20 protein-coding genes and 4 tRNA genes are annotated in these 22219 nt (G+C 57.7%); 6 read left to right on the top strand and 18 right to left on the bottom strand.

Annotation, left to right across the window (positions count from 1 at the left end; all coding sequences use genetic code 11):
* Positions 1-24 precede the first annotated feature (24 nt).
* The 5 genes from C1J02_RS10135 to C1J02_RS10115 all read right to left on the bottom strand — a co-directional run bounded on the left by C1J02_RS10135 (position 25) and on the right by C1J02_RS10115 (position 7844).
* Positions 25-1440, bottom strand: a complete 1416-nt coding sequence (locus tag C1J02_RS10135; protein ID WP_114878466.1) for an amidase — start codon at positions 1438-1440, stop codon at positions 25-27.
* Between the two features lie 96 nt (positions 1441-1536).
* Entirely contained in the window at positions 1537-2661 is a 1125-nt protein-coding gene (gene prfB / locus C1J02_RS10130; protein WP_114878465.1) for a peptide chain release factor 2, read from the bottom strand.
* 88 nt (positions 2662-2749) lie between these two features.
* Positions 2750-5302, bottom strand: a complete 2553-nt coding sequence (locus C1J02_RS10125) for a penicillin-binding protein 1A (protein ID WP_114880502.1) — start codon at positions 5300-5302, stop codon at positions 2750-2752.
* A 117-nt stretch (positions 5303-5419) separates the two neighbouring features.
* Positions 5420-6634, bottom strand: coding sequence for an N-acetylmuramoyl-L-alanine amidase (locus C1J02_RS10120; protein ID WP_114878464.1), 1215 nt, complete (start codon positions 6632-6634; stop codon positions 5420-5422).
* A 67-nt stretch (positions 6635-6701) separates the two neighbouring features.
* Positions 6702-7844: a pyridoxal phosphate-dependent aminotransferase gene (locus tag C1J02_RS10115; RefSeq protein WP_114878463.1), complete on the bottom strand. Its 1143-nt coding sequence runs from the start codon at positions 7842-7844 to the stop codon at positions 6702-6704.
* An 88-nt stretch (positions 7845-7932) separates the two neighbouring features.
* Here C1J02_RS10115 and C1J02_RS10110 point away from each other — a divergent pair, with 88 nt between their 5' ends.
* Positions 7933-8685: a DsbA family protein gene (locus tag C1J02_RS10110; RefSeq protein ID WP_114878462.1), complete on the top strand. Its 753-nt coding sequence runs from the start codon at positions 7933-7935 to the stop codon at positions 8683-8685.
* 8 nt (positions 8686-8693) lie between these two features.
* Here the strand turns inward: C1J02_RS10110 and C1J02_RS10105 are convergent, their stop codons facing one another.
* The 5 genes from C1J02_RS10105 to hemA form a co-directional block, all read right to left on the bottom strand.
* Positions 8694-9233, bottom strand: a complete 540-nt coding sequence (locus tag C1J02_RS10105; RefSeq protein WP_114878461.1) for a GIY-YIG nuclease family protein — start codon at positions 9231-9233, stop codon at positions 8694-8696.
* Positions 9230-10384, bottom strand: a complete 1155-nt coding sequence (locus C1J02_RS10100; protein WP_114878460.1) for a DNA cytosine methyltransferase — start codon at positions 10382-10384, stop codon at positions 9230-9232. Before C1J02_RS10100 ends, C1J02_RS10105 begins: the two co-directional genes overlap by 4 nt.
* A 54-nt stretch (positions 10385-10438) precedes the next feature.
* The gene (gene ispG / locus C1J02_RS10095; protein ID WP_114878459.1) at positions 10439-11566 is read right to left on the bottom strand and encodes a flavodoxin-dependent (E)-4-hydroxy-3-methylbut-2-enyl-diphosphate synthase; all 1128 of its coding nucleotides are present in this window, start codon (positions 11564-11566) and stop codon (positions 10439-10441) included.
* A 71-nt stretch (positions 11567-11637) separates the two neighbouring features.
* Entirely contained in the window at positions 11638-12897 is a 1260-nt protein-coding gene (locus tag C1J02_RS10090; protein ID WP_114878458.1) for a RodZ domain-containing protein, read from the bottom strand.
* A gap of 123 nt (positions 12898-13020) precedes the next feature.
* Positions 13021-14244, bottom strand: a complete 1224-nt coding sequence (hemA, locus tag C1J02_RS10085; protein WP_114878457.1) for a 5-aminolevulinate synthase — start codon at positions 14242-14244, stop codon at positions 13021-13023.
* Between the two features lie 332 nt (positions 14245-14576).
* On the opposite strand from hemA, the gene C1J02_RS10080 reads away from it, so the two are divergent.
* From C1J02_RS10080 to C1J02_RS10065, 4 genes are read left to right on the top strand one after another with little or no spacing between them, the layout of a single operon-like run.
* Positions 14577-14912 (top strand): 5-aminolevulinate synthase, encoded by a 336-nt coding sequence (locus C1J02_RS10080; RefSeq protein ID WP_114878456.1) that lies wholly within the window; start codon positions 14577-14579, stop codon positions 14910-14912.
* Positions 14913-14957: 45 nt separating this feature from the next.
* A complete protein-coding gene (locus tag C1J02_RS10075) occupies positions 14958-16178 on the top strand; it encodes a multidrug effflux MFS transporter (RefSeq protein ID WP_114878455.1) in 1221 nt (406 codons plus the stop codon).
* A 48-nt stretch (positions 16179-16226) separates the two neighbouring features.
* Entirely contained in the window at positions 16227-17609 is a 1383-nt protein-coding gene (locus C1J02_RS10070) for a M20/M25/M40 family metallo-hydrolase (RefSeq protein ID WP_114878454.1), read from the top strand.
* Between the two features lie 46 nt (positions 17610-17655).
* Complete coding sequence (locus tag C1J02_RS10065) at positions 17656-18528, top strand: alpha/beta fold hydrolase (protein WP_254693260.1); 873 nt, start codon at positions 17656-17658, stop codon at positions 18526-18528.
* A 52-nt stretch (positions 18529-18580) separates the two neighbouring features.
* Here the strand turns inward: C1J02_RS10065 and C1J02_RS10060 are convergent.
* Positions 18581-18657, bottom strand: a tRNA-Asp gene (locus C1J02_RS10060).
* A 272-nt stretch (positions 18658-18929) separates the two neighbouring features.
* Here C1J02_RS10060 and C1J02_RS10055 point away from each other — a divergent pair.
* Positions 18930-19145, top strand: a complete 216-nt coding sequence (locus tag C1J02_RS10055; protein ID WP_254693259.1) for a hypothetical protein — start codon at positions 18930-18932, stop codon at positions 19143-19145.
* Positions 19146-19201: 56 nt separating this feature from the next.
* Here the strand turns inward: C1J02_RS10055 and C1J02_RS10050 are convergent.
* The 7 genes from C1J02_RS10050 to C1J02_RS10020 form a co-directional block, all read right to left on the bottom strand.
* Positions 19202-19278 (bottom strand) — tRNA-Asp (locus C1J02_RS10050).
* 120 nt (positions 19279-19398) lie between these two features.
* Complete coding sequence (locus tag C1J02_RS20890; RefSeq protein WP_162798298.1) at positions 19399-19824, bottom strand: hypothetical protein; 426 nt, start codon at positions 19822-19824, stop codon at positions 19399-19401.
* Between the two features lie 382 nt (positions 19825-20206).
* Positions 20207-20282, bottom strand: a tRNA-Val gene (locus C1J02_RS10040).
* A 35-nt stretch (positions 20283-20317) separates the two neighbouring features.
* Positions 20318-20893 carry a histidine phosphatase family protein gene (locus C1J02_RS10035; protein WP_114878451.1) on the bottom strand — a complete coding sequence of 192 codons (576 nt, stop codon included), beginning with the start codon at positions 20891-20893 and terminating at the stop codon, positions 20318-20320.
* Positions 20890-21474 (bottom strand): histidine phosphatase family protein, encoded by a 585-nt coding sequence (locus tag C1J02_RS10030; protein WP_114878450.1) that lies wholly within the window; start codon positions 21472-21474, stop codon positions 20890-20892. Before C1J02_RS10030 ends, C1J02_RS10035 begins: the two co-directional genes overlap by 4 nt.
* Before the next feature lie 32 nt (positions 21475-21506).
* A tRNA-Val gene (locus tag C1J02_RS10025) sits at positions 21507-21581 on the bottom strand.
* A gap of 108 nt (positions 21582-21689) precedes the next feature.
* A complete protein-coding gene (locus tag C1J02_RS10020) occupies positions 21690-22178 on the bottom strand; it encodes an HU family DNA-binding protein (RefSeq protein WP_114878449.1) in 489 nt (162 codons plus the stop codon).
* Between the last annotated feature and the right edge of the window lie 41 nt (positions 22179-22219).

Below are 22219 nucleotides of genomic sequence, written 5' to 3'. Positions count from 1 at the left end.
ATCAGGATGCCAGTCGATGTCTGATCACGTCAAGATTTTAGGCGGGTGTTTTTGCGGCCATGTCGTCGCAGCATGCCAAACCTGCGCCAATTGCAGCAACCGGGCATCGCTGCCGCGGCGGCCAATAAGTTGCAGCCCCGCTGGCAGACCGTTTGCGCCAAAACCAATGGGGATGTTCACGACCGGCAGTCCCAAAAGGCTCGCCGGGATCACCACCTGCATCCAGCGATGGTAGGTGTCCAACTGCACCCCCGCAATTTCCGTGGGATAGGTCATATCAACATCAAACGGCCAAAGCTGTGCCGAGGGCAGCGCCAGCACATCGACCTGCTCAAAAAGGTCTGTTGTGCGCCGGAACCAATCTGACCGCACCTCGCTGGCGTGCTGCAGCGTCATCGCATCCATCGCCAGACCACGCTCAACCTCCCAAATCGCGGCGGGTTTCAGGTGATCACGTTTGTCTGGATCATCATAGAGTGCGCGCAACCCTGCCGCGACGGAAAAGGACCGCAAGGTGATCCAGCTGTGCCAAAGATCATCCGCCTCAAAGCCCGGCGCAATCCAGTCGACGTCATGGCCCAACGCGCCCAGTTGACCCAAGGCCAACTCGCTCAATTCCTTGATCCCGTCCGCGTAAGGCAACGCGCCCTGCCAATCCTCCAGCCACCCGATACGTTGTCGCGGCAGATCTCGCGCAAGCTGAGGCAACGTATCAGCGGGGCTGAACCCATGCGGTTGATGCGGGTCTGCGCCAGTCATGACATCCAAAAGGGCGCCCAGATCCGTCGGGCTGCGTGCCATCGGGCCGGACGTCGACAGTTGATGCAGGAACATGTCGCCCTCGGCCTCTGACGGCACAGTGCCCCATGTGGGCCGCATGCCATAGACATTGTTCCAGCCCGCCGGATTGCGCAGTGAGCCCATCATGTCTGACCCATCGGCCACGCACAGCATCCGCGTGGCCAGCGCCGCCGCCGCACCACCCGATGATCCGCCAGCGGATTTGCCCAAATCATAGGGGTTGCGGGTGGCCCCGTGCACCGGATTGAAGGTATGCGAGCCAAGGCCGAATTCCGGCGTGTTGGTCTTGCCGATGATCAATGCCCCTTCCGCCCGAAGCCGCCCTACCATCAGATCGTCTTTCGCAGCGATATGCCCTGCAAACAAGGGCGATCCCTCAGAGGTTGGTAACCCGGAAGCTTTGGCGAGGTCTTTGATGGCGATGGGAATACCGTGCAGCCAGCCCTTGCGGGGCTCCGTATCTGCGCGTGCCGCTTCGGCAAACAATTCATCACGGTCACGCAAAGACACAATGGCATTTACGTCGGTGTTCACCGCATCAATTCTGGTCAATGTCGCTTGCATGACCTCAACCGCACTTACGGTCTTGGCATCAATTGCTGCTGACAAGGCCAGTGCGTCCATGTCAATTATATCCATAAAAGCAGCAAACCCACATTTACCAGCCCACGCAAGAGCCTGATTCTTTTCGCCTAAAGTACTCGGGGGTTTGGGGGCCAAGCCCCCAATCGTCTCTTAGTCGCCCTGCGCCTCAGCCCGGCTTTTGCCGCTCACTGCAAGCGCCAGCGTGGCCCCCATCAGACCGTCAAGATCACCGTCCAGAACACCCTTGGTGTCCGAGGTCTCATAATTCGTGCGCAGATCTTTGACCATCTGGTACGGCTGCAAGACATAGGACCGGATCTGATTGCCCCAGCCCGCATCGCCCTTGTTTTCATGCATTTCGTTCACGGCGGCATTCCGGCGGTCCAGTTCCATCTGATACAGGCGCGATTTCAGGGCTTTCATCGCAATTTCGCGGTTCTGGTGCTGCGATTTCTCGGATGAGGTCACGACAATGCCGGTCGGATGGTGGGTGATGCGCACAGCGGAATCAGTGGTGTTCACGTGCTGACCACCCGCACCGGATGACCGGTATGTATCGATGCGGATGTCGGACGGGTTCACCTCAATCTCGATGTTGTCATCGACCACCGGATAGACCCCGACAGAGGTAAACGACGTGTGCCGTTTGGCTGCGCTGTCAAACGGACTGATCCGCACCAGACGGTGCACTCCTGATTCTGATTTCATCCAGCCATAGGCGTTCGGGCCGCTGATCTTGTAGGTCGCGGATTTGATGCCTGCCTCTTCCCCCGCAGATTCCGATTGCAGTTCAACCTTATAGCCCTTTTTCTCGGCCCAGCGGACATACATCCGCGCCAGCATGCTGGCCCAATCGCAGGATTCAGTGCCGCCCGCGCCAGAGTTGATCTCAAGAAAGGCGTCATTGCCGTCGGCCTCGCCATCGAGCAGCGCCTCAAGCTCTTTCTGGGCGGCTTTCTCGGCCAGCGATTTCAACGCGGCTTCGGCGTCGGCGACAACTTCGGCGTCGTCTTCCATTTCGCCCAACTCAATCAGTTCGACGTTGTCGGCCAGTTCCTGTTTGATGCCCTCGTATACCGCAATTGAATCCACCAGCATCTGACGGTCACGCATCAGTTTTTGCGCGGCATCCGGGTCATCCCACAGGTTTGGGTCCTCAACACGGGCATTGAATTCTTCCAACCTGTGGGGGGCCGTTTCCACGTTCAGCCGCTGCGCCAGTAAATCCAGCGACTTTGCGATCTGATCTGCGGTGTTTTGTGCCTCTGCGCGCATGTTTATCTGCCTTTGATTGGATCAAGATCAGATAAACCAGCGCGCCCTGCTCAGCAAGCGGTAGGGTGGATGAAACCCACCCCGGCGGTTAATAAAGACCGCCCGACGACAGGGTGCCAAAGCTTGCCTTTGGGCCCACGACCGCTTTCTTGCCGGTCGATGTTGTGATCTGGCGCGACAATTGCCCGACCTCTTCAACCAGTGGCAGATCAGCACCCATCGCAAAGCCGCCATCAAACATGATGCCAAAGATCGGCTCTTCGCCTTCGCGGAAACATTCAGGCACCACGTTGTCCCCGGATGCCCCATCGCTCAATCGGGCCCCTGTGAAGCGGTCGATCTTGATAAAGGTACAGCCCGGAGGCACGTCAAATGGCCCGCCGCCGTATTTCTTTATCGCCTGGCTCATGAAGCGCTGGAAAACGGGTCCACACATGCCCGCACCATAGGCACGCTTGCCCAGCGAGCGGGGGTTGTCAAAACCAATGTAACATCCGGCGACAATGTTGGATGAGAAACCGACAAACCAAACGTCTTTGGCATCATTGGTGGTCCCGGTTTTGCCCGCGATCGGCACCGGCAGGTTGATCGCCCCTGCGGCGGTCCCGCGGTCCACAACACCCTTCATCATCGAGGTCAGCTGATAGGCCGTCACAGGGTCCATCACCTGCTCACGGTTCGAGATCACCCGCGGGGCGACGCCCGGTTCAAGACTGGCCAGTTGGCAGTCGTTGCAGATGCGTTTGTCATGGCTGTAAACGGTGCGCCCATAGCGATCCTGCACCCGGTCCACCAAGGTGGGCTCCACCCGTTCGCCGCCATTGGCAAACATCGCATAGGCCGCAACCATTTGATAAAGCGTGGATTCCTGTGATCCCAGCGCATTGGCAAGCACTGGCGACAGATAGTCATAAACACCGAACCGTTCGGCATAGCTGCCCACGGTTTCCATTCCGATCTCTTGCGCCAGACGGATGGTCATCAGGTTCCGGGATTGTTCGATACCGGTCCTGAGCGGCGTGGGGCCGTAGAACTTGTTCGACGAATTTCGCGGGCGCCACACCCCTTGCGGCGTGTTGATCTCAATCGGGGCGTCGACGACGATGGTCGCCGGGCTATACCCGGAATCCAGTGCCGCCGCATACACAAAAGGCTTAAAGCTGGAGCCGGGCTGGCGTTTGGCCTGCGTGGCGCGGTTAAACACCGATGCCTGATAGGAAAACCCGCCCTGCATTGCAATCACGCGGCCTGTGTCCACGTCCATCGCCATGAAACCGCCCTGCACTTCGGGCACCTGACGCAGGGTCCAGCGGATAAATTCGCCGGTGCCATCGGCGGTCATGCGGCGCACCAGCACAACGTCACCCACCGACACCAGATCGCCTGCGGTGCGTGCCTTGCTCGCCAGTTTGCCGTCAGCAAGCCGTTTGCGGGCCCATTGCGCATCTTTGGCCGGTATCCAATGGCCGTCTTCGTCGTCTTCCACGCCCTCGATGCCGATCCGGGCGTCGTTTTCGCCCACCTCAAGCACAACCGCCGGATACCATTGGTTATCCAGATCTACATCGCGTGGCACCTTGATGTCGGCCAATGCGGCGCGCCATGTTTGCTCATCGCTCAACTGGTCAGCCGGGATTGTCTTGCCGGTCCCGCGCCACACCCCGGCACCGCGATCGTATTCTTCAAGCTGCTGACGCAGCGCATTGGCGGCAATCGGTTGCATTTCATTGTCGATGGTGGCGCGCACTGTCAGACCACCGGTGAAAAATTCGCCCTCACCAAAGTCCTCGGACAATTGGCGGCGGATTTCATCGGTGAAATAGTCTCGGGGCGGCAATTCTGCCTTGAAGCTCTCAAAGTCGCCGTTCTGGACCGAACGTAAAGCCGCGGCCTTTTCGGTCTCATAGGCCGCGTCGGTGATGAACCCATTCTCGTTCATTTCGCGCAGCACGAAATTGCGCCTGGCCATCAGACGGTCCTTTTGCGTCACCGGGTCATAATCAGAAGGGGCCTTGGGCAAAGACGCCAGAAACGCGGCTTCATGAGGCGCAAGATCGTCCAGCGTCTTGTTGAAATAGGTCTGACTGGCCGCCGCCACCCCATAGGAATTTTTACCCAGATAAATCTCGTTCAGATAAAGTTCGAGGATTTTTTCCTTGGTCAAAGCTTCTTCGACACGGGCGGCCAGAATGATCTCTTTGATCTTCCTTTCAGCGCGGCGGTCACCAGACAAAAGGAAGTTCTTCATCACCTGCTGGGTGATCGTCGAAGCCCCACGCACATCTTTGCCGCGCGTGCGCACCGCATCGACAGCCGCCGCCGCGATACCGCGCAGATCGTAACCTTCATGGGTATAGAAATTCTTGTCTTCCGCAGAAATGAACGCCTGCTTCACCAGATCAGGAATTGTGTCGGCAGGCGCAAACAGCCGCCGTTCCTTGGCGAATTCATCAATCAGACGCCCCTGCCCCGAATAAATCCGGCTGATTGTGGGGGGGGTGTATTGCGCCAGCGATTCGTGACTGGGCAGGTCGCGGCCATACATCCAGAAAATCGCACCAATGGTCAGCGCTGCCATGCCGATGCTCATGGTCAGGGTGGTAAAAATACCCCCCAGAAAAGACAGGACAAATCGGAACACGCAGATACCACCATTTTGGAACTTATTATTGCTCTGGCTATACAGGAAGGCGGCGACAGGGTCAAAACACAAGGGCTTCATTTTGGGGCGGATTATCGCGCAAAATGAAGCCCTGAATTATTGACGGATCAACGGCTTGCGCGCCGCATCCTGATCGCGCCACGCAAGGATCGCATCCGCCATCGCGTTCACCATGACCGCGCGCCAGACCGGGTCGCGCAGATTGGCCAGATCGCGCTTTGAGCTTAGAAACCCAACTTCGACCAGAACCGATGGAATGTCGGCTGATTTCAGCACCGAAAAGCCCGCTTTCCTTAACGGTCGGCGGTTCATCGGTCCGCCCGCCTTGCTCATCCCCGCAACCATAACCTCAGCAAGGGCAGCTGAGCGCGGCTCTGTCTCTTGTCGGGCCAGATCCAGCAGGATACCGGCGACCTGATCATCCGACCCTGTCAGGTCTGCACCTGCAATTATATCGGACCGGTTGTGCCGGGCCGCGAGATGTTCGGTGGCCGCATCACTGGCGTCATCCGACAAGGTATAGACGGTGGCACCATGGGCACCACCCTGGCTCAGGATGTCGGCATGCAGGGACAAAAACACATCCGCACGCATCTGATGCGCAATGGCGACCCGCGTTTCGAGGGCCACGAAAATATCGTCATCACGGGTCAGGATCGCGTCAACGCCGCTGCGCTTGAGCACATCCTGCAAGCCGCGCGCAAAGCTGAGCATCAAGTCCTTTTCGGCCACATCATCACGTTCTGCGCCCGGATCAATGCCGCCATGGCCGGGATCAATGACAACGACAAATGCATCGTCCTTTGGCAATTTTGGCTTTGGCGGCTTGGTCAGCGCGGCCGTCCAGGCCGGGTCAACCGGTATCCCGGCCTTGGCGGCGTAGGTTTCGGCATCGGTGGTCTTTAGCGTGATCTCAAGACTGGCCGCACCGCTTGTTTCATCGACGGGCATGCCAATTTGCACCGGCAACATAGGTTCGGCCAGATCTGCAACCAACCGGGACCACCCCGGCTGAAACGCCCCAAAGCGCACCGCGGCAATGCGCCCCGGCTCGGCCAGCAATTGGCCGGGCTTGACCCCGGCCCAATCGGCCTCGCGAAAATCGACAACCAAACGGGCCGGCGCATCAAGCAGGAACACGCGAAACGGCACGCCCTGGCTTAACCCCAGCGTCATGGAGGTTTTACCAAACCAGCCATCACTGATCTCACTGCGCGCCGGATCAACGCGTGCGAGTGCCGTCAAATCCTGCGCTGCGGCCCCCGTGGCGCAGATCAGCCAAAGCGTCAGTATTTTCAGAAGTGCCCGCATTTGGTCCACCATTTCGGCGCGTTGTTGTGCGTGTCTCTATCACCTATCGCCGGTGCAAACCAGCAATTCACCGCGCGGCCATGAAACGCACCAACCGCGCCAGACCTTCCTTGATGTCGGCACTGCTGCGGGCATAGGAAAAGCGCAATGTGGTATGACCCCGCGCAGGATCAAAATCGAGGCCCGGTGTGACCGCCACCCCCGCTTTTTCAAGAATTTCAGCGGCCAGCGCGCGGCTGTCATCGGTAAGATCGGACACATCTGCGTAAACATAAAAAGCCCCATCCGGTGGCGCGAAATTGGTAAAACCTGCAGTTTTGAGACCTTCGAGCATCATCGCACGGTTGGCGCGGTAAACGTCCATGTTTACCTGCAATTCATCATCGCAATCCATCGCGGCAAGTGCGGCAATCTGGCTTGCATGCGGCGCGCAAATGAACATGTTTTGCGCAATCCGTTCAACAACGCGCACGTGATCCTGGGGCACCACCATCCAGCCGACGCGCCAGCCGGTCATTGAGAAATATTTGGAAAAAGAATTGATGACATAGCAATCATCGGTCACCTCAAGCGCCGTCACCGCCTTTTTCTGATACTCAATGCCATGATAAATCTCGTCCGAGATAAAGGACGCGCCCTTGTCCGCGCAGGCATCAATCAGCGCGCTCATCGCGCCACGATCCAGCATGGTGCCGGTCGGATTGGCAGGTGATGCGACCAACAGACCTGCCAGATCCATGCCCGAAAAATCTTCCGGCACGGGCTGGTACCGGTTTTCAGGCGCAGTGGGCAAATCAACGGGCTGCAATGCCAGCGCCTTGAGAATTTGACGATAGCTGGGGTATCCCGGCGCACCGATGCCAACCTTGTCGCCCGTATCAAAAAGCGCTGTGAAGGCGAGGATAAAGCCACCCGACGATCCCGGCGTGATCACCACCCGCGCAGGATCAAGATCGACGTTGTACCAGTCGCCATACATCTTTGCGATGCGCGCACGCAAAGCAGGCAATCCAAGTGCCACAGTGTAGCCCAAAGGCCCCTTGGCCATCGCATCTGACAATGCGCGCACTGCCCCTTTGGGTGCCCCGGTGCCGGGCTGCCCCACTTCCATATGGATGATGTGACGCCCGGCGGCTTCGGCTGCTGACGCGGCCTGCATCACGTCCATCACAATAAAGGGATCAACGGCGGACCGGGTTGATATGCGCATGGGCTTGCTCCTATTGTTGGGATGTGTTTCACCGTGTCAGGCCACAGCCGTCAACCCGTACTCCCCATTCAAAGAGGTTTTTGTCATAATGCACCGCCTGATTGCCCCCGCTCTTGCCGCAGCATTTTCCGTTGCAATGGCCCTGCCCGCCGATGCGATGGACCTGACGGAACTGACCGATGCCGAACGCGCACAGTTTCGCGCCGAAGTGCGGGCCTATCTGATGGATAATCCCGAAGTGATCATGGAAGCGGTCGAGTTGCTACAGGCACGCGAAGCAGAGCAGCAGGCGCAGGCAGATTTTACCCTGGTAACTGACAATGCGGCGGCAATCTTTGATGACGGTTTTTCATGGGTGGGGGGCAACCCTGACGGCGATATCGTGTTGGTTGAATTTCTCGACTACCGCTGTGGGTATTGCAAAAAGGCCCATGGTGAAGTTGCCAAGCTGTTGGAAACAGATGGCAATATCAAATGGATTGTCAAAGAATTCCCCATTCTGGGCGAACAGTCGGTTCTGGCCTCACGCTTTGCCGTGGCCACAAAACAGGTTGCGGGCGGCGACAGCTATCATGCGCTGAACGACGCGCTGATGGCGTTCAATGGCGACGTTACCTTGCCCGCGCTGCGCCGTTTGGGAGAGACCTTTGGCCTGGATGTCGACGCCATCGAAGCGCGGATGGACAGTGAAGAGGTGACGCGCGAAATCGCCGAAACACGGGCGCTGGCGCAAAAGCTGAAAATCTCTGGCACGCCGACGTTTGTGATGCAGGACGAACTGCTGCGCGGCTATCTGCCCTATGACCAGATGCAGGCCGTCGTCGCCGAAAAGCGCGGCTAAAAAGACCCTTACAGAAACGTTTGGTGGTATTTGATCAGCCGCTGAAAATGCGCGTCCAAGGACACCTTGAGGTGCGGCGCATTTTTGACGGTCAGTATATAATCCACCAACAGGTTATACTGCTGGATTTGCCGCGGCAGGCGCTGAGACGGGGTCAGGCGGTTGCGCCGTTCCTGTTCTTCGATGATCTGTATTTCTTGTTTCTCAGGGACGGTCACAGGCGTGGCATTGACCACCAGCCCCTTGCCATTCATCAACGGCTGCTGCCGATTGAACTGATCAAAAAGGGTGTTTTCCAAAGGTGCCACATCGGCCTTGTCGTCGACAGGCCACGCCCAGACAAAGGCGATTTCCCACACGTCAATCTGGCGGTTTGCAATCACATCCGATCTGGCCGAGGTCAGATGCCGCCGCACACGAGTGCGGATGCCGTCAATGGACTGGCCAACATAAATCGGCTGACCGTCCAGATCACACAGCGCATAAACACCAATCTCGTTGGTCAGCTGCGACAACGCCCTGCTTCGAAAATCCTGCGCCGCACTCACGCGACGTCCCTGAGGCGGGCCAGTTGCAATGCGGGCTGAAAAATCTGCTGATCGAGGTATCTGACCACCGGCACCACAACCCCGTCACCCGCCACCTTGTAGGCATTGTTATAGCGCGCGGGCATAACATAGCTGTCTTCCAGCCCCATCAGACGCGCCGCCTCTCTTGAGGACAACAGCCGCGCACGGATTTTGTCACCTTCAACAAACAGGACCGTCTGACGCGATGACCCGCCGCCCGGCGTTCTGAGACATCCGGCAATCCCGTCAAAGCGCACCTCTGCGCGCTGATGGGTGCTGCCATTGCCATCGGGGCGCCCGCGTTTGTAAAGCATACCAATCTCGGGGTGCCCGGTCCGTTTGGCGGTCTCGATCCGGGAAAGGCTTGGGGGTGACATCATCGACAAAAGCCGTTTCGTTTCACGCGCCGTCAGCCACGCGGTATCCGGCGCATGGTCAATCATTTGCACCAGCAGTTTGGGATCGGACGCGACGGGCGCATGTTTCCACCACATCCAGTTGCGCGCGATATCACGGGGGGCCGAGGCAACGAAACTCATCAGTTTCCTTGTGTGAAACGGACCTGTTGGCTGCGGCGTTGTCAGCCCTTTGATCAGCAGATCATCGCGCAGGCACACCACAAAAAGCCGTGACCGGCTTTGTGGCAGAAACGCCGTTGCGTCGATTTCAAGGGCACCGACACGGTACCCCAGTTTTGCAAGACGCCGGATGACGGCCGCAAAATCAGCGCCCCGGTTGCGTGCGATCAGGCCGACGACATTTTCAAATGCAATGATGCGCGGTGCATACCCGTCTTGGATCGCATGTTCGATCAGTGTGGCCCATGTTGAAAACGTCCCACTTCGTGAGCCTGCCAGCCCCAGCCCCTTGCCCGCCAGTGAAAAGTCCTGGCACGGGCTTGAGGCCCAATACATATCAATCGGTTGGCGCAATAGGTCCGGATCCAATTGACCCACGTCCGCCTGCACAAGGCCGGCATCCCCCCAGTTGCGCGCATAAACCTCGCATTTCATCGGGTCGATGTCGTTTGCCAGACGGCAGTCCCACCCATCCGACAGCGCGGCACGCACCATGCCACCGCCGCTGAAAAACTCAGCATATGTTGGTTTTTTCTGGACCTCGGATACCATATCTATTTCTAACCAAGGCCAGATGGGCTGTCGACAGCAAAGAGGTCGCGTCCGCTACTCTGCTGCCTCATTCACGGTTTCAGCCTCAATCGCCGCCGCCCGCTTTTCAACCTGTTCGACGATGTGCTCTATCATCCCGTCATTGCCAAGCTTGTGACTTTGCTTGCCCGCCAGATAGACCATGCCGGACCCGGCACCGCCGCCAGTGAACCCAACATCTGTCATCAACGCCTCGCCGGGTCCGTTGACCACACAGCCGATGATGCTCAGGCTCATCGGCGTCTTGATGTGTTCCAGCCGCTTTTCCAGCACTTCAACGGTTTTGATCACATCAAACCCCTGCCGTGCGCAGGAGGGACAGGAAATGATGTTCACACCGCGATGCCGCAGGCCCAAAGATTTGAGAATCTCAAAGCCCATCTTGACCTCTTCGACCGGGTCCGCCGACAGGCTCACCCGGATTGTATCGCCAATCCCCATCCACAACAGATTGCCCATCCCGATGGCGGATTTGACCGTCCCGCTGATCAATCCACCCGCCTCGGTGATGCCAAGGTGAATCGGCGCATCTGTGGCCTCGGCCAATTGTTGATAGGCTGCGGCGGCCATAAACACATCCGAGGCCTTGCAGCTGATCTTGAATTCATGAAAGTCGTTATCTTGCAGCAGCTTAATGTGATGCAAACCGCTTTCCACCATCGCGTCCGGGCAGGGTTCGCCGTATTTTTCAAGCAGATGTCTTTCCAGCGATCCCGCGTTCACCCCGATGCGGATCGAACAATTGTGATCGCGCGCCGCCTTGATCACGTCGCGTACGCGTTTTTCATCGCCGATGTTACCGGGGTTTATCCGCAGGCATGCCGCACCTGCCTCTGCTGCTTCAATCCCGCGTTTATAGTGGAAATGAATGTCCGCAACGATCGGAACGGTAACTTCGCGCACGATCTCTTTCAACGCTTTGGAAGACGCTTCATCGGGGACGGAAATGCGAACGATGTCGGCACCCGCATCGGCCGCTGCCTGCACCTGTGCGATGGTGCCCGCGACGTCGGTGGTCAGGGTGTTGGTCATGGTCTGGACGCTGATCGGTGCGTCGCCACCAACCGGCACATTGCCCACCATGATCTGTCGCGATTTGCGGCGATAGATGTTGCGCCAGGGGCGGATGTGATTGAGTGACATGAGCGCACCTTTTGGCGAGGGTTGTCGTCCCCTTTACCTAGTCTTCCAAGGTCAAAATCGCAATGGCAGGATTAGCGGGTTTGGCAGGGCATCGCGGCCAGAACGGCTGGGTCAATTTCCGACGTCTGCAGGTCCGCAAACATCCGGCTGAGCGATGTGTCGGCCAGCGGGTCGACAGGGTCGTAAAGCTCGGCCAGGGCTTCGTGGTGAAGAGGCAGGTTGGATGTCACACTGCCGCGGGCACCAACGGGGCCATAGCATCCGTCGGCCATGGCAAAAAACAACGCCCCGGATTCGCCAGTGCGCAATGTTGCCGGTTCCTCAGTCGCGGGAACATCCCACATGTCGCCTTTGTTCATCACACCTTCAAAGATGACAGTCCCGTCCGCAGCGCTGACCCGAACCCACGATGGATAGGCCGCAACCATGCGCACCATATCTGCTGGTCCTTCAAGCACTTGCGGGACGTCGTTAACGGGGGCTGCATCGCTCTGGGCTGTCAGAACAGCACCGCCTGACGCTTCATTAGGCGATGGGATGCTGGGTATCAGAAAGTTGCCGACAGACCGCGGATCAATGGTGGCGATGGGGGCATCACGCGCCACCAATACCGGCACATCCAATGCCTGTGGGCGGTAAAGCCGGTCCAGCGCATCTGCGCGCGGCGTGTCCATGACGCGCGGTGCAGAGGAATCACTGCTGGCCTCGGGGGCCGAGGCCAAAGCGCCGTCCAACGGATCCAGATCAGACAACACAACCGGCGTCTGATCCACCGGGGCCACCTGCACACGCTGCACTTCCTGCAGCACGCTCCAACCGCCAAAGCCAATGGCACCGATCAGGGCGATCAGCACCAGCATGGAGCCAATTGCACTGGGCTCAATATGGCTCAACAGGCTGTCGCCTGCCGGTGTAAAGGGCGTGTTCGGGCGCGCGAAAAGGTTCTCTTCCGAGGGACGTTTCTTGCGTTCTTCAAAGCTCGGTTTTTTGATCACAGATGCTTTGGCGGACATGCCGTGCGCAACGGAGAAACCGGATTCGGCGCAAAAGCCCGCGAATGCCGTGTCGGGATCCATGTTCAGGTACCGGGCATAGGACCTGACATAACCGGCAATAAAACCGGGAGTGTCAAATGCATCGGGATCACAGTTTTCAATGGCGGCAATGTAAGAGGCTTTGATTCGCAGTTCGCGCTGCACGTCGAGCAGGGATTTACCCAAGGTCGCGCGTTCGCCACGCATCACATCGCCAAGACGCAATTCAAAAGCATCAAACCCTTTAGGTTCGACAGCCTCATCCACAGCGATCTTGGAGGACCAACGCCCGATCATACCCAATGCCCCGTCATTTCACTTACCTGCAGCCTTAACCCAAAATCAAAACGTCGATTCGGATTTGGCCTTTTCTTTCGATAACGCTAGCATAAGGCAACGGAAATTACGAATAGTAACGTTTTACCCTGCGGCCTCGGCACGATTCAGCGCACAATGTGACCACAGCCCATCCATCGCATGCACCAGTGCATCCATTTCATCAGGTCCGTGCACCGGTGACGGTGTAAAACGCAGCCGTTCCGTGCCGCGCGGCACCGTTGGAAAGTTGATCGGCTGGGCGTAAATACCGTATTCCTGCAACAACATATCCGACAACAACTTGGTGTGCACAGGGTCGCCCACCATCACCGGCACGATGTGCGAGCCATGATCAATGAGCGGCAGCCCCAGCCCTTTGAGCCGCAGCTTCAGCGCCTTGGCCTGTGCCTGATGCTTTTCGCGCAGTTCCGGTGACCGCTTTAGAAACGCCACGGAGGCTGCGGCACCAGCGGCGACTGCAGGTGGCAAAGAAGTGGTAAAGATAAACCCGGGCGCATAGGACCGGATCGCGTCACACATTTTCGCCGATGCCGCGATATAGCCGCCCATCACGCCATATGCCTTGGCAAGCGTGCCGTTGATGATGTCCAGACGGTGCATCAACCGGTCCCGTTCCGCGACCCCTGCCCCGCGTGGCCCATAAAGGCCAACGGCGTGCACTTCGTCGATGTAGGTCAATGCGTTAAACTCATCCGCCAGATCACAGATCGCCTCAATCGGGCCAAAATCGCCGTCCATCGAATAGATTGATTCAAAAGCGATCAGCTTGGGCGCAGCGGGATCGTCAGCCGCAAGCAGTTCGCGCAGATGGTCAACATCATTGTGCCGGAAAATCCGCTTGGCCCCGCCATTGCGGCGCACGCCTTCGATCATGCTGGCGTGGTTAAGCGCATCAGAATAGATGATCAGACCGGGAAAAAGCTTGGGCAGCGTCGAAAGCGTCGCGTCATTAGCGATGTAGGCAGAGGTGAACAGCAAAGCGGCCTCTTTGCCATGCAGATCGGCCAGTTCGGCCTCAAGGCGCTTGTGATACACTGTGGTGCCCGAAATATTGCGGGTTCCGCCAGAACCCGCGCCGGTGGCCTGCAATGCTTCGTGCATCGCCTCGATCACAACGGGGTTTTGGCCCATGCCCAAATAGTCATTGCCGCACCACACAGTGATGTTCTGTTTCGTGCCGTCTGGCCGGGTCCAGACCGCGTGCGGAAACTGGCCATTGCGGCGTTCAATGTCGATAAATGTCCGGTAACGACCTTCTTCATGCAGGCGCGCAATCGCCTCATCAATTTTGTCTGAGTAGTCCATTGCGCCTCTCCATCTGGCAGTCATGAAAACGGCAAAGGCCCCCGCATTCACATTCTATTCTTAGAATACCTATAGAAAGCGCCGCTTGCGTTCAATGCTTTATAGCGGCACGCAATGTCGCAGCCTTGATCTGGATCAAGCTTGGCTGGGCCGCATGTTCGGGGGGGTACGGATTACCTGACTTGCACCAAAAGCCAAACCGGCGCATGCTTTCCTTATTTGCACCATCCGTAATCAGTCACTTTTGGTACCAATACATTTTACACACGCATTATTTTTGCCGTGTGGCTTTTTATTTTATAACTGAATCCGTCACAGGGAAATTATGTTCCATGACACATTCTCTACATCTATTTACCGCCGGCCTTTTGATGGCCATCACCGCAGCAGGCTATGCCTTTGCTACAATCGGCATGCAGGTCTATTCACAAAGTGATGACAAACTGCCGACGTTGATCATCATCACGGGGCTGTCCGTGGCCGCGATCGCCGAGATCACGCTTTTGCGGCAGGCGAGCCTGCCTGTTGTCTATCTGGGGATCATGGTCACAGAAACCATTTTAGTGCTTGGATATGCTGCCTGGGCGCATCACGGGCTCAACCTGTCGCAGATAAGCGGCGGCACATTGGTGGTGGCAGGCTTTGCACTGGTGTGCAGCCAGGGCTGACCCTTTCGTCGTTGCGCAGCGACCGTGAATACGGCACATGGCGGCATGACCACTATCCAACCCGCGCAGGTTTCGCGCACCGAATTCATTGTCCTGATCGCCTTCATGATCTCGCTGGTGGCGATGACCACCGACGTGATGTTGCCAGGACTGGTGCTGATTGCCAGCGATCTGGGCCAAAGCGACCCGAACGCCGGGCATCTGGTCATCTCGGTTCTCTTTGCGGGTTTTGCGATCGGGCAGCTTGTTACCGGTCCTCTGTCTGATTGTTACGGGCGCCGTCCGGTGATCCACGCCAGCTATGCGGTGTTTTGCGTCGGTTGTGCGCTGTCCTTGTTTGCGTCCAGTTTCGAGATGCTGCTTGCGGGGCGCGTCTTGCAAGGTTTGGGGATGGCTGGCCCGCGTATTGTTGCGATTGCCATTGTGCGCGATGGATTTGAGGGGCGCGCGATGGCGCGGATCATGTCCTTTGTGATGGCGGTGTTTATTCTGGTTCCCGCAGTGGCACCGGCCATTGGCCAGGTGGTGATCGCGCAGTCAGGGTGGCGTGCGACCTTTACCCTGTTGCTGGTGATCGCCGCGATCAGCTGGGCGTGGTTTGGTCTGCGCCAGCCTGAAACGCTCTTGCCCGCGCACCGCCGCAGCTTTTCGCTCAAAGGCATCTTTCAGGGCATTGGCATCATCTGCCGCATCCCCGCAGCATTGGGATACACGTTGTGTGCAGGCGTGATCTTTGGTCCGTTTTTAGCATACCTCAGCCTGGCTCAGCAGATTTTTCAGGGCAGCTATGACAAGGGCGATGGCTTTGCGCTGTGGTTCGCGGTTGCGGCCCTTTCCATCGGTGCAGCGTCGATCCTGAACTCTGCGCTGGTGGAAAAGTGGGGCATGCGGTTTCTCTCCAACCTCGCGCTGTTCGGGGTCATGGGGGCATCGGCGATTTTTATGATTGCCGTGATCCTTTGGGGTGGGCTGCCGCCCTTCACGCTTTTCATGATCTGGATCATGAGTACGTTTTTCGGCATGGGGTTGCTTTTTGGTAATCTCAACGCGCTGGCGATGGAACCATTGGGCAAAATGGCAGGGCTTGGCGCGGCCGTGGTCGGAGCCTTGGCAACGGCTGTGGCAATTCCCATCGGGTTTGTGATCAGCAACGGCTATGATGGCAGTGTTGGCACCCTTGTCACAGGATTTGGCGTTGCAGCCCTTGTGGCCCTGCTGATTGGCAAATGGGCCAGCGGCACCTCTGGACAAGTCGCTGCTGGCTGATACGGTCCGGGCCAAACCTCGTTTGTCCCTGATCAAAGGAATGCCTCCATGTCACTTGATGATGTTCTCGCCCGCATCGACGCCGACCTGCCCGCCGCCACCGACCGATTGCTCGATCTGCTGCGCATCCCGTCGATCTCAACCGATCCTGCGTTCAAGGCCGATTGCGATCGCGCCGCGGATTGGCTGGTGGCCGACCTGAAAGCGCTTGGCGTTGACGCGTCAAAACGGCCCACGCCGGGGCATCCGATGGTGGTGGGTCATGTGGGCAATGCCAATAATTCCGGGGCCCCGCATCTGCTGTTTTACGGTCACTATGACGTGCAACCGGTTGATCCGCTTGATCTTTGGGACCGTGATCCGTTCGACCCAGAGGTGCAGGATACCCCCAAAGGCCCGGTGATCCGTGGCCGCGGTGCCGCAGACGATAAAGGCCAGTTGATGACCTTTATCGAGGCGTTGCGCGCATGGAAGGCCGTCAAAGGCGACTGGCCCTGCCGGATCACCTTTTTCCTCGAAGGGGAAGAGGAAAGCGGATCGCCTTCACTTGTCCCGTTCATGAAGGAAAACGCCGACGAGTTGAAAACGGATATCGCGCTGATCTGTGACACGGGTCTGTTCGAATCCAAGACGCCGGCCATCGTGACAATGCTGCGCGGCCTGCTGGGCGAAGAGGTGACTGTTACCGCGCCCAAGTTTGATCTGCATTCGGGCATGTACGGCGGCATCGCGATGAATCCGATCCGGGTGCTGTCAAAAATCATTGCATCGCTGCATGACGATACGGGTCGCATCACCGTGCCGGGATTTTATGATGGCGTGCCGGAACTGTCAGACGCGCTTGAGGCCCAGTGGCAGGGCCTTGCCTTTGATCATGCAACATTCCTCGGCGACGTGGGTCTTTCTGAGCCTGCAGGTGAACAGGGCCGCACCCCGCTTGAGATGATCTGGTCGCGGCCCACCTGCGACGTGAATGGCATCTGGGGTGGCTATACCGGCGCTGGGTTCAAAACCGTCCTGCCGTCCAAGGCCCACGCCAAAATCAGCTTTCGCCTTGTCGGGACCCAAGACCCCGACGCCATCCGCGAAAACTTTCGCAAGATGGTGACGGAGGCCCTGCCGGTCGATTGCACCGTCGAATTTGCCCCCCATGGGTCAGGCCCCGCCTCTGGTGCCGATACCAGTGATCCGATGTTCGAAGCCGCCCGTCAGGCGCTGTCCAATGAATGGAACATCCCGGCGGCCTATATCGGCTGCGGTGGGTCGATCCCAATTGCGGGCTATTTTCAGGACATCCTGGGGACAGAACCGATGTTGATCGGTTTTGGCAAAGACGATGACGCGATCCATTCACCGAATGAAAAATACGATATGGAATCATTCCACAAAGGCATCCGCAGCTGGGCGCGTATCCTGGATGCGCTGACATGACGCGAGGTGTGGACCTATCGCCCCTTCCCGCTGCACGGTGAAGCGCTTGAGCACGATCCCCGGCTTCACCTTTGATACCGCAGCGGTAAATGGCCAGCAGATCGCCTTTGCGCGGGGCGGTTCCGGCCCGCCGCTGATGGTGCTGCATGGCTTTCCGCAAACCCATATGATGTGGCACGCCGTGGCCCCCAGACTTGCCGCGCATTTCACTGTCATCGCTCCGGACCTGCGCGGTTATGGTGCCAGCAGCAAGCCGCAGGGCACTGAAAACTATAGCTTTCGGGAAATGGCGGCGGATCAACTGGGTTTGATGCAGCATTTGGGTTTTGACCAGTTCCACCTTGTTGGCCATGACCGGGGCGGGCGCACGGCGCATCGTCTGGCGCTGGATGCACCAAAAGCGGTGCAGACGCTCACGGTGATGGACATCGTGCCCACGCATCTGTTGCTCAATGACCTGACCCGGCACGTCGCGAAAGCCTATTACCACTGGTTCTTTCTGGCACAGCCACGCCCGTTTCCTGAAACCCTGATTGCGCATGACCCCGATGCCTATTTCGTGTCCTGCCTGCTGGGCTGGGGTGCCGCAAAGATCACCGATTTCGCGCCCGAAGCCCTTGCCGCCTATCGCACCGCATGGCGCGATCCCGACACCATTCGCGGCATGTGTGAAGATTACCGAGCCGCACTTGCCTTTGATTTCGACCACGACGCGGCTGATCTTGACCGCCGCATCACCTGCCCCGCGCTGGTGATGTGGGGTGCTGATGGCGCGATGGGCCGTGCCTATGATGTGGCGGCAACATGGGCGGACCGTCTGTCAGATATCACGCCCGCTCCGATGCCCGGGGGTCATTTTTTTGTCGATCAGCACCCTGATGAAACGTCGGCGGCGTTGCTGGCATTTCTGCGCCCATAAAATGGTGGACCCCGAGCGTTTGATCTATCGTATTCAAAGCCTGCGGGAATAGTGGCGCGGTTGACGGGGCTCGAACCCGCGACCCCCGGCGTGACAGGCCGGTACTCTAACCAGCTGAGCTACAACCGCGCGTTGCGGGTCGGATAGGCCAAGCGACCAACGGCGTCAACACGATTTGCCGGTTGGACGCCTGGCACCATGGGCAAATGTGCCGCGCGAGGTAAAGCCCTCCCGCTTAGACTGCCAAAATACCCCAATTTTGCGTTGTTTTGTGGTATGTCTTGCCATCGGCACCAATTACGGCTGCCGGGAATAGGAAGGAAAAAGACATGTTTGCAAGAGTAACGCATTTTAGAGTCAAACCAAGTTCAATTGAGGAAGCTAAGGCGCTTACAGAAAAATTGAAACCTCAAATCATGGCGCTGCCGGGTATTCATTCGTTCATCAACATGATCGACGACGACGGCAAAGGCTGTGTTGTGTCATTGGTGGAAAGCCGTGAAACCTCAGAAGGCAATGCGCAGGCGGTTCAGGCATTGTGGGCGAACTTTGCCGACCACCTCACAGAGGCCCCAACCGCAGATGGATTTGACGTGATTGCCAATTGGTCAGCCTGACGTCAGGTCCACCAAACAAAAAAGGCCCGCGACAGCGGACCTTTTTCAAGCAGTGATGGCGCGGTTGACGGGGCTCGAACCCGCGACCCCCGGCGTGACAGGCCGGTACTCTAACCAACTGAGCTACAACCGCCCACTGCGCGCTCGGACGTGTCTGAACGTTGGGCCGTATTAGGGTGCTGTCCCTGCCCCGTCAAGCGTGATGGTGGCCATTAATGCGCCTTTTTTTCCACTGGGGCAAAAAACCTTAATTCTATCGCAATTGGACGCGGCCAAGTGAGGAGCCAAGAGGCTCACCAAAAAGGCCACGATCACTGTCCTCATTGGCCCGTCTAAGCCGCCTTTGCGACGGCTTGAGGCCGTCGCGTATTTGTGCGTCACTGGTCAGAACGGGATAGTCTTGTGGCGTTTTTGATAACAGGATCGTGCGGGCTGCTGTAGACCTATCCAACCGGTACATATGCATGTCATCCCAGTCAAAATGCCCACCATTCCAGAGATTATCTATATCGCGGACAAAGTTATGGCATTGCTGATTTTCCATCAGCAAGACAAATTTGTTGGCGGTGTTGACCATATTCGCCAATCCCAAAAAATGACTAACTGCCGTGTGGATGTGCATAAGAACTGTCTGGATATAAACCAGATCAGCGCGCCGCCAATGGCGGGACAGCGGCATGGTAATATCCTGTATTGACAGGTTTTGCGACAATTCAGGATGGCGGTCAGCGGCAAGATCAAGTTGCGTCTGCCCTCGGTCGGTTCCTGAAAATGTAATGTTCGGGATTTATTAAGAAAATCGGCCCAGCAGAGACTTTTGTGAGACCTCCATTGTTTGGCTCAAAAGGTGTGCCGGGACCGGCACTTAATCCTGCATAGCATCTGAGCCTGGCTGGGTCACCGCCTTGATGAGACGCGGATAAAGGTTTTTTCGGAAAGAGCAGAAAATCAGCCAATATCGTTAGCGAACCCTGAAACAACAGCTATGCAGACCCGAATAGCGAAACGTGTCTCATTTCCAATGGCTGTTACGAAGCAGCCTCTTCAGTTACGGGGGGGAATGGTGGGTCGTGAGAGGCTCGAACTCCCGACATCTTCGGTGTAAACGAAGCGCTCTACCAACTGAGCTAACGACCCGCTGCGGGTCTCTTAGCGCAAGGCGGGGGCAGGCTTCAAGCCCCTATTGTCAATCTATTTTGCTGGCCGGCTTCCAGGTGAAACACAACGCCCTGCCCGCCGGGCAAATCGCGCAATGCGGCGTCTGGCAGGCCCAGCACGATCAAACGAAACATGCGTGATGTGATCCCATGCGTGACAAGGACGGATGGCCCATCCAGTTCCTCCAAAAAAGCAACGCAACGCATCCGCAAGGCGTTGAACCCTTCACCGCCCGGCGCGCGTTCATATAAATCAAAGGTATCATGGGCGTCGGGTGCCAATGCCATCACATCAGCGCGCGCGCGCCCGGCCCAGTCGCCCACACCGATTTCACGCAATCGATTGTCGGTTTCGATGCCGTCCGTCAGGCTCTCAAGCGCAATGGACGCGGTATGAAAGGCGCGCCCCTGTGGGCTGGTGAAGGCGCTGAAACCAGTCAGATCCCGGGTCTTGAGAATGCTGCGCTGTGACCGCGCCTGTGCCTTGCCAACCGACGTGAGCGGAGAATCAAAGCGCCCCTGCAAACGGTTCTGGGCATTCCATTCGGTTTCGCCATGCCGCAAAATATATAGTGCGGGAAAGGCTTTCACGGCTCCCCCTCAAGAAGTGTCTCTGTGCCGTTTTCAAGCAAATAGACGCAACCCTGTTGATTGGACAATGCCCCGGCGGCGCGCGGGTCCATTCCGCGCACAATCGCGCGCAGCACCTGCCCCAGCAGTCCATGCGCAACAATCACACTCGGGCCTGTCAGGTCCCCGAGAAAGTCGATGATGCGCGCCTCAAAGGCATTCAGCCCCTCGCCCCCTTCGGCCGCCTCGTAAATTTCGAGCGCAGAGGGCCCGGTTGACGCCCAATCGGGGCGTGCCGCCATGATATCGGCCCGCAGCATGCCTTGCCACGCGCCCGCGTGGATTTCCATCAGGCGCGGATCGGTTTGATATGGTGTGTGTCCCAGCGCGATATCCGCCGTTTGCCGCGCACGGCCCAATGGTGACACGAAAATATCAGGTTTCTGGGCCAGTATCGGCGGCAAGATCAGCGCCTGTCGCTGAGCCTCGGCAATGCCCTGGCTGGTCAGGGGCGAATCCAGCTGTCCTTGCAGGCGATATGCCCTGTTCCATTCCGTTTGCCCATGCCGGAGGAACCAGATTTTCGGATGGCTTTGAGGCACGTGTTAAGCGGTCCGTTCAGTTTGCGAATAGGTGGTGGGTGATAAGAGATTTGAACTCCTGACATCTTCGATGTGAACGAAACGCTCTACCACTGAGCTAATCACCCGTCTTTCAGCCGATTAGCCAATTGAGCGGCGGTGCGCAAGGGTATGGCATGCCGATAAGCAACGCCGACAAGGGTGCCGGGCGTACCTTTTGCCTTGCGGGTCGGAAATCAGGTTTCTTCTTTGGGGGTGAGCGGCGCTGTCTGCCGGACTTTGACAGTCAATACACGGCCATTCGGCAATTTCTTTTCCCGGCGAATTTTGATGCGACCCAGTGGCGGCAGAATCAAATCGCGATTGTCGGCCAATGCATCTCCCAGCACCGCCAGCATGGCGTCTACAACGGGTTTTGCGTCTTTTTTCTTAATGCCAGAACGGGTCACAACGGTTTCGATCAGCTCTTTCTTGCGCAACACCGGGCCAAGGATGACGGCCTGAGGGCCATCCACGACAGTGGCTGCGGGGGCGTTTTGAACCGGTGGCGTCTTGCCGCCCGGCGCAGAGATGGGCGCGCGCGTTTCGGTTGGCTTTGTTGCTGTGGGTGCCGAGGCTTGTGTTGCTTTCGGTTTGGCACCGGTTGGTTTCGCAGACGTGGCTGTGGATTTGGTTGTGGATCTGGTTGTCTTAGCCTTCGACGGGCTTTTTGTTGTCGTGCTCATGTCTGCCTCACACTTATGATTGTTTCTCGCTTGGAAACAGC

This window comes from Sulfitobacter sp. SK011 (assembly GCF_003352065.1).
Classification (GTDB): Bacteria; Pseudomonadota; Alphaproteobacteria; order Rhodobacterales; family Rhodobacteraceae; genus Sulfitobacter.
This window is presented reverse-complemented; position numbering and strand designations above follow the sequence as displayed.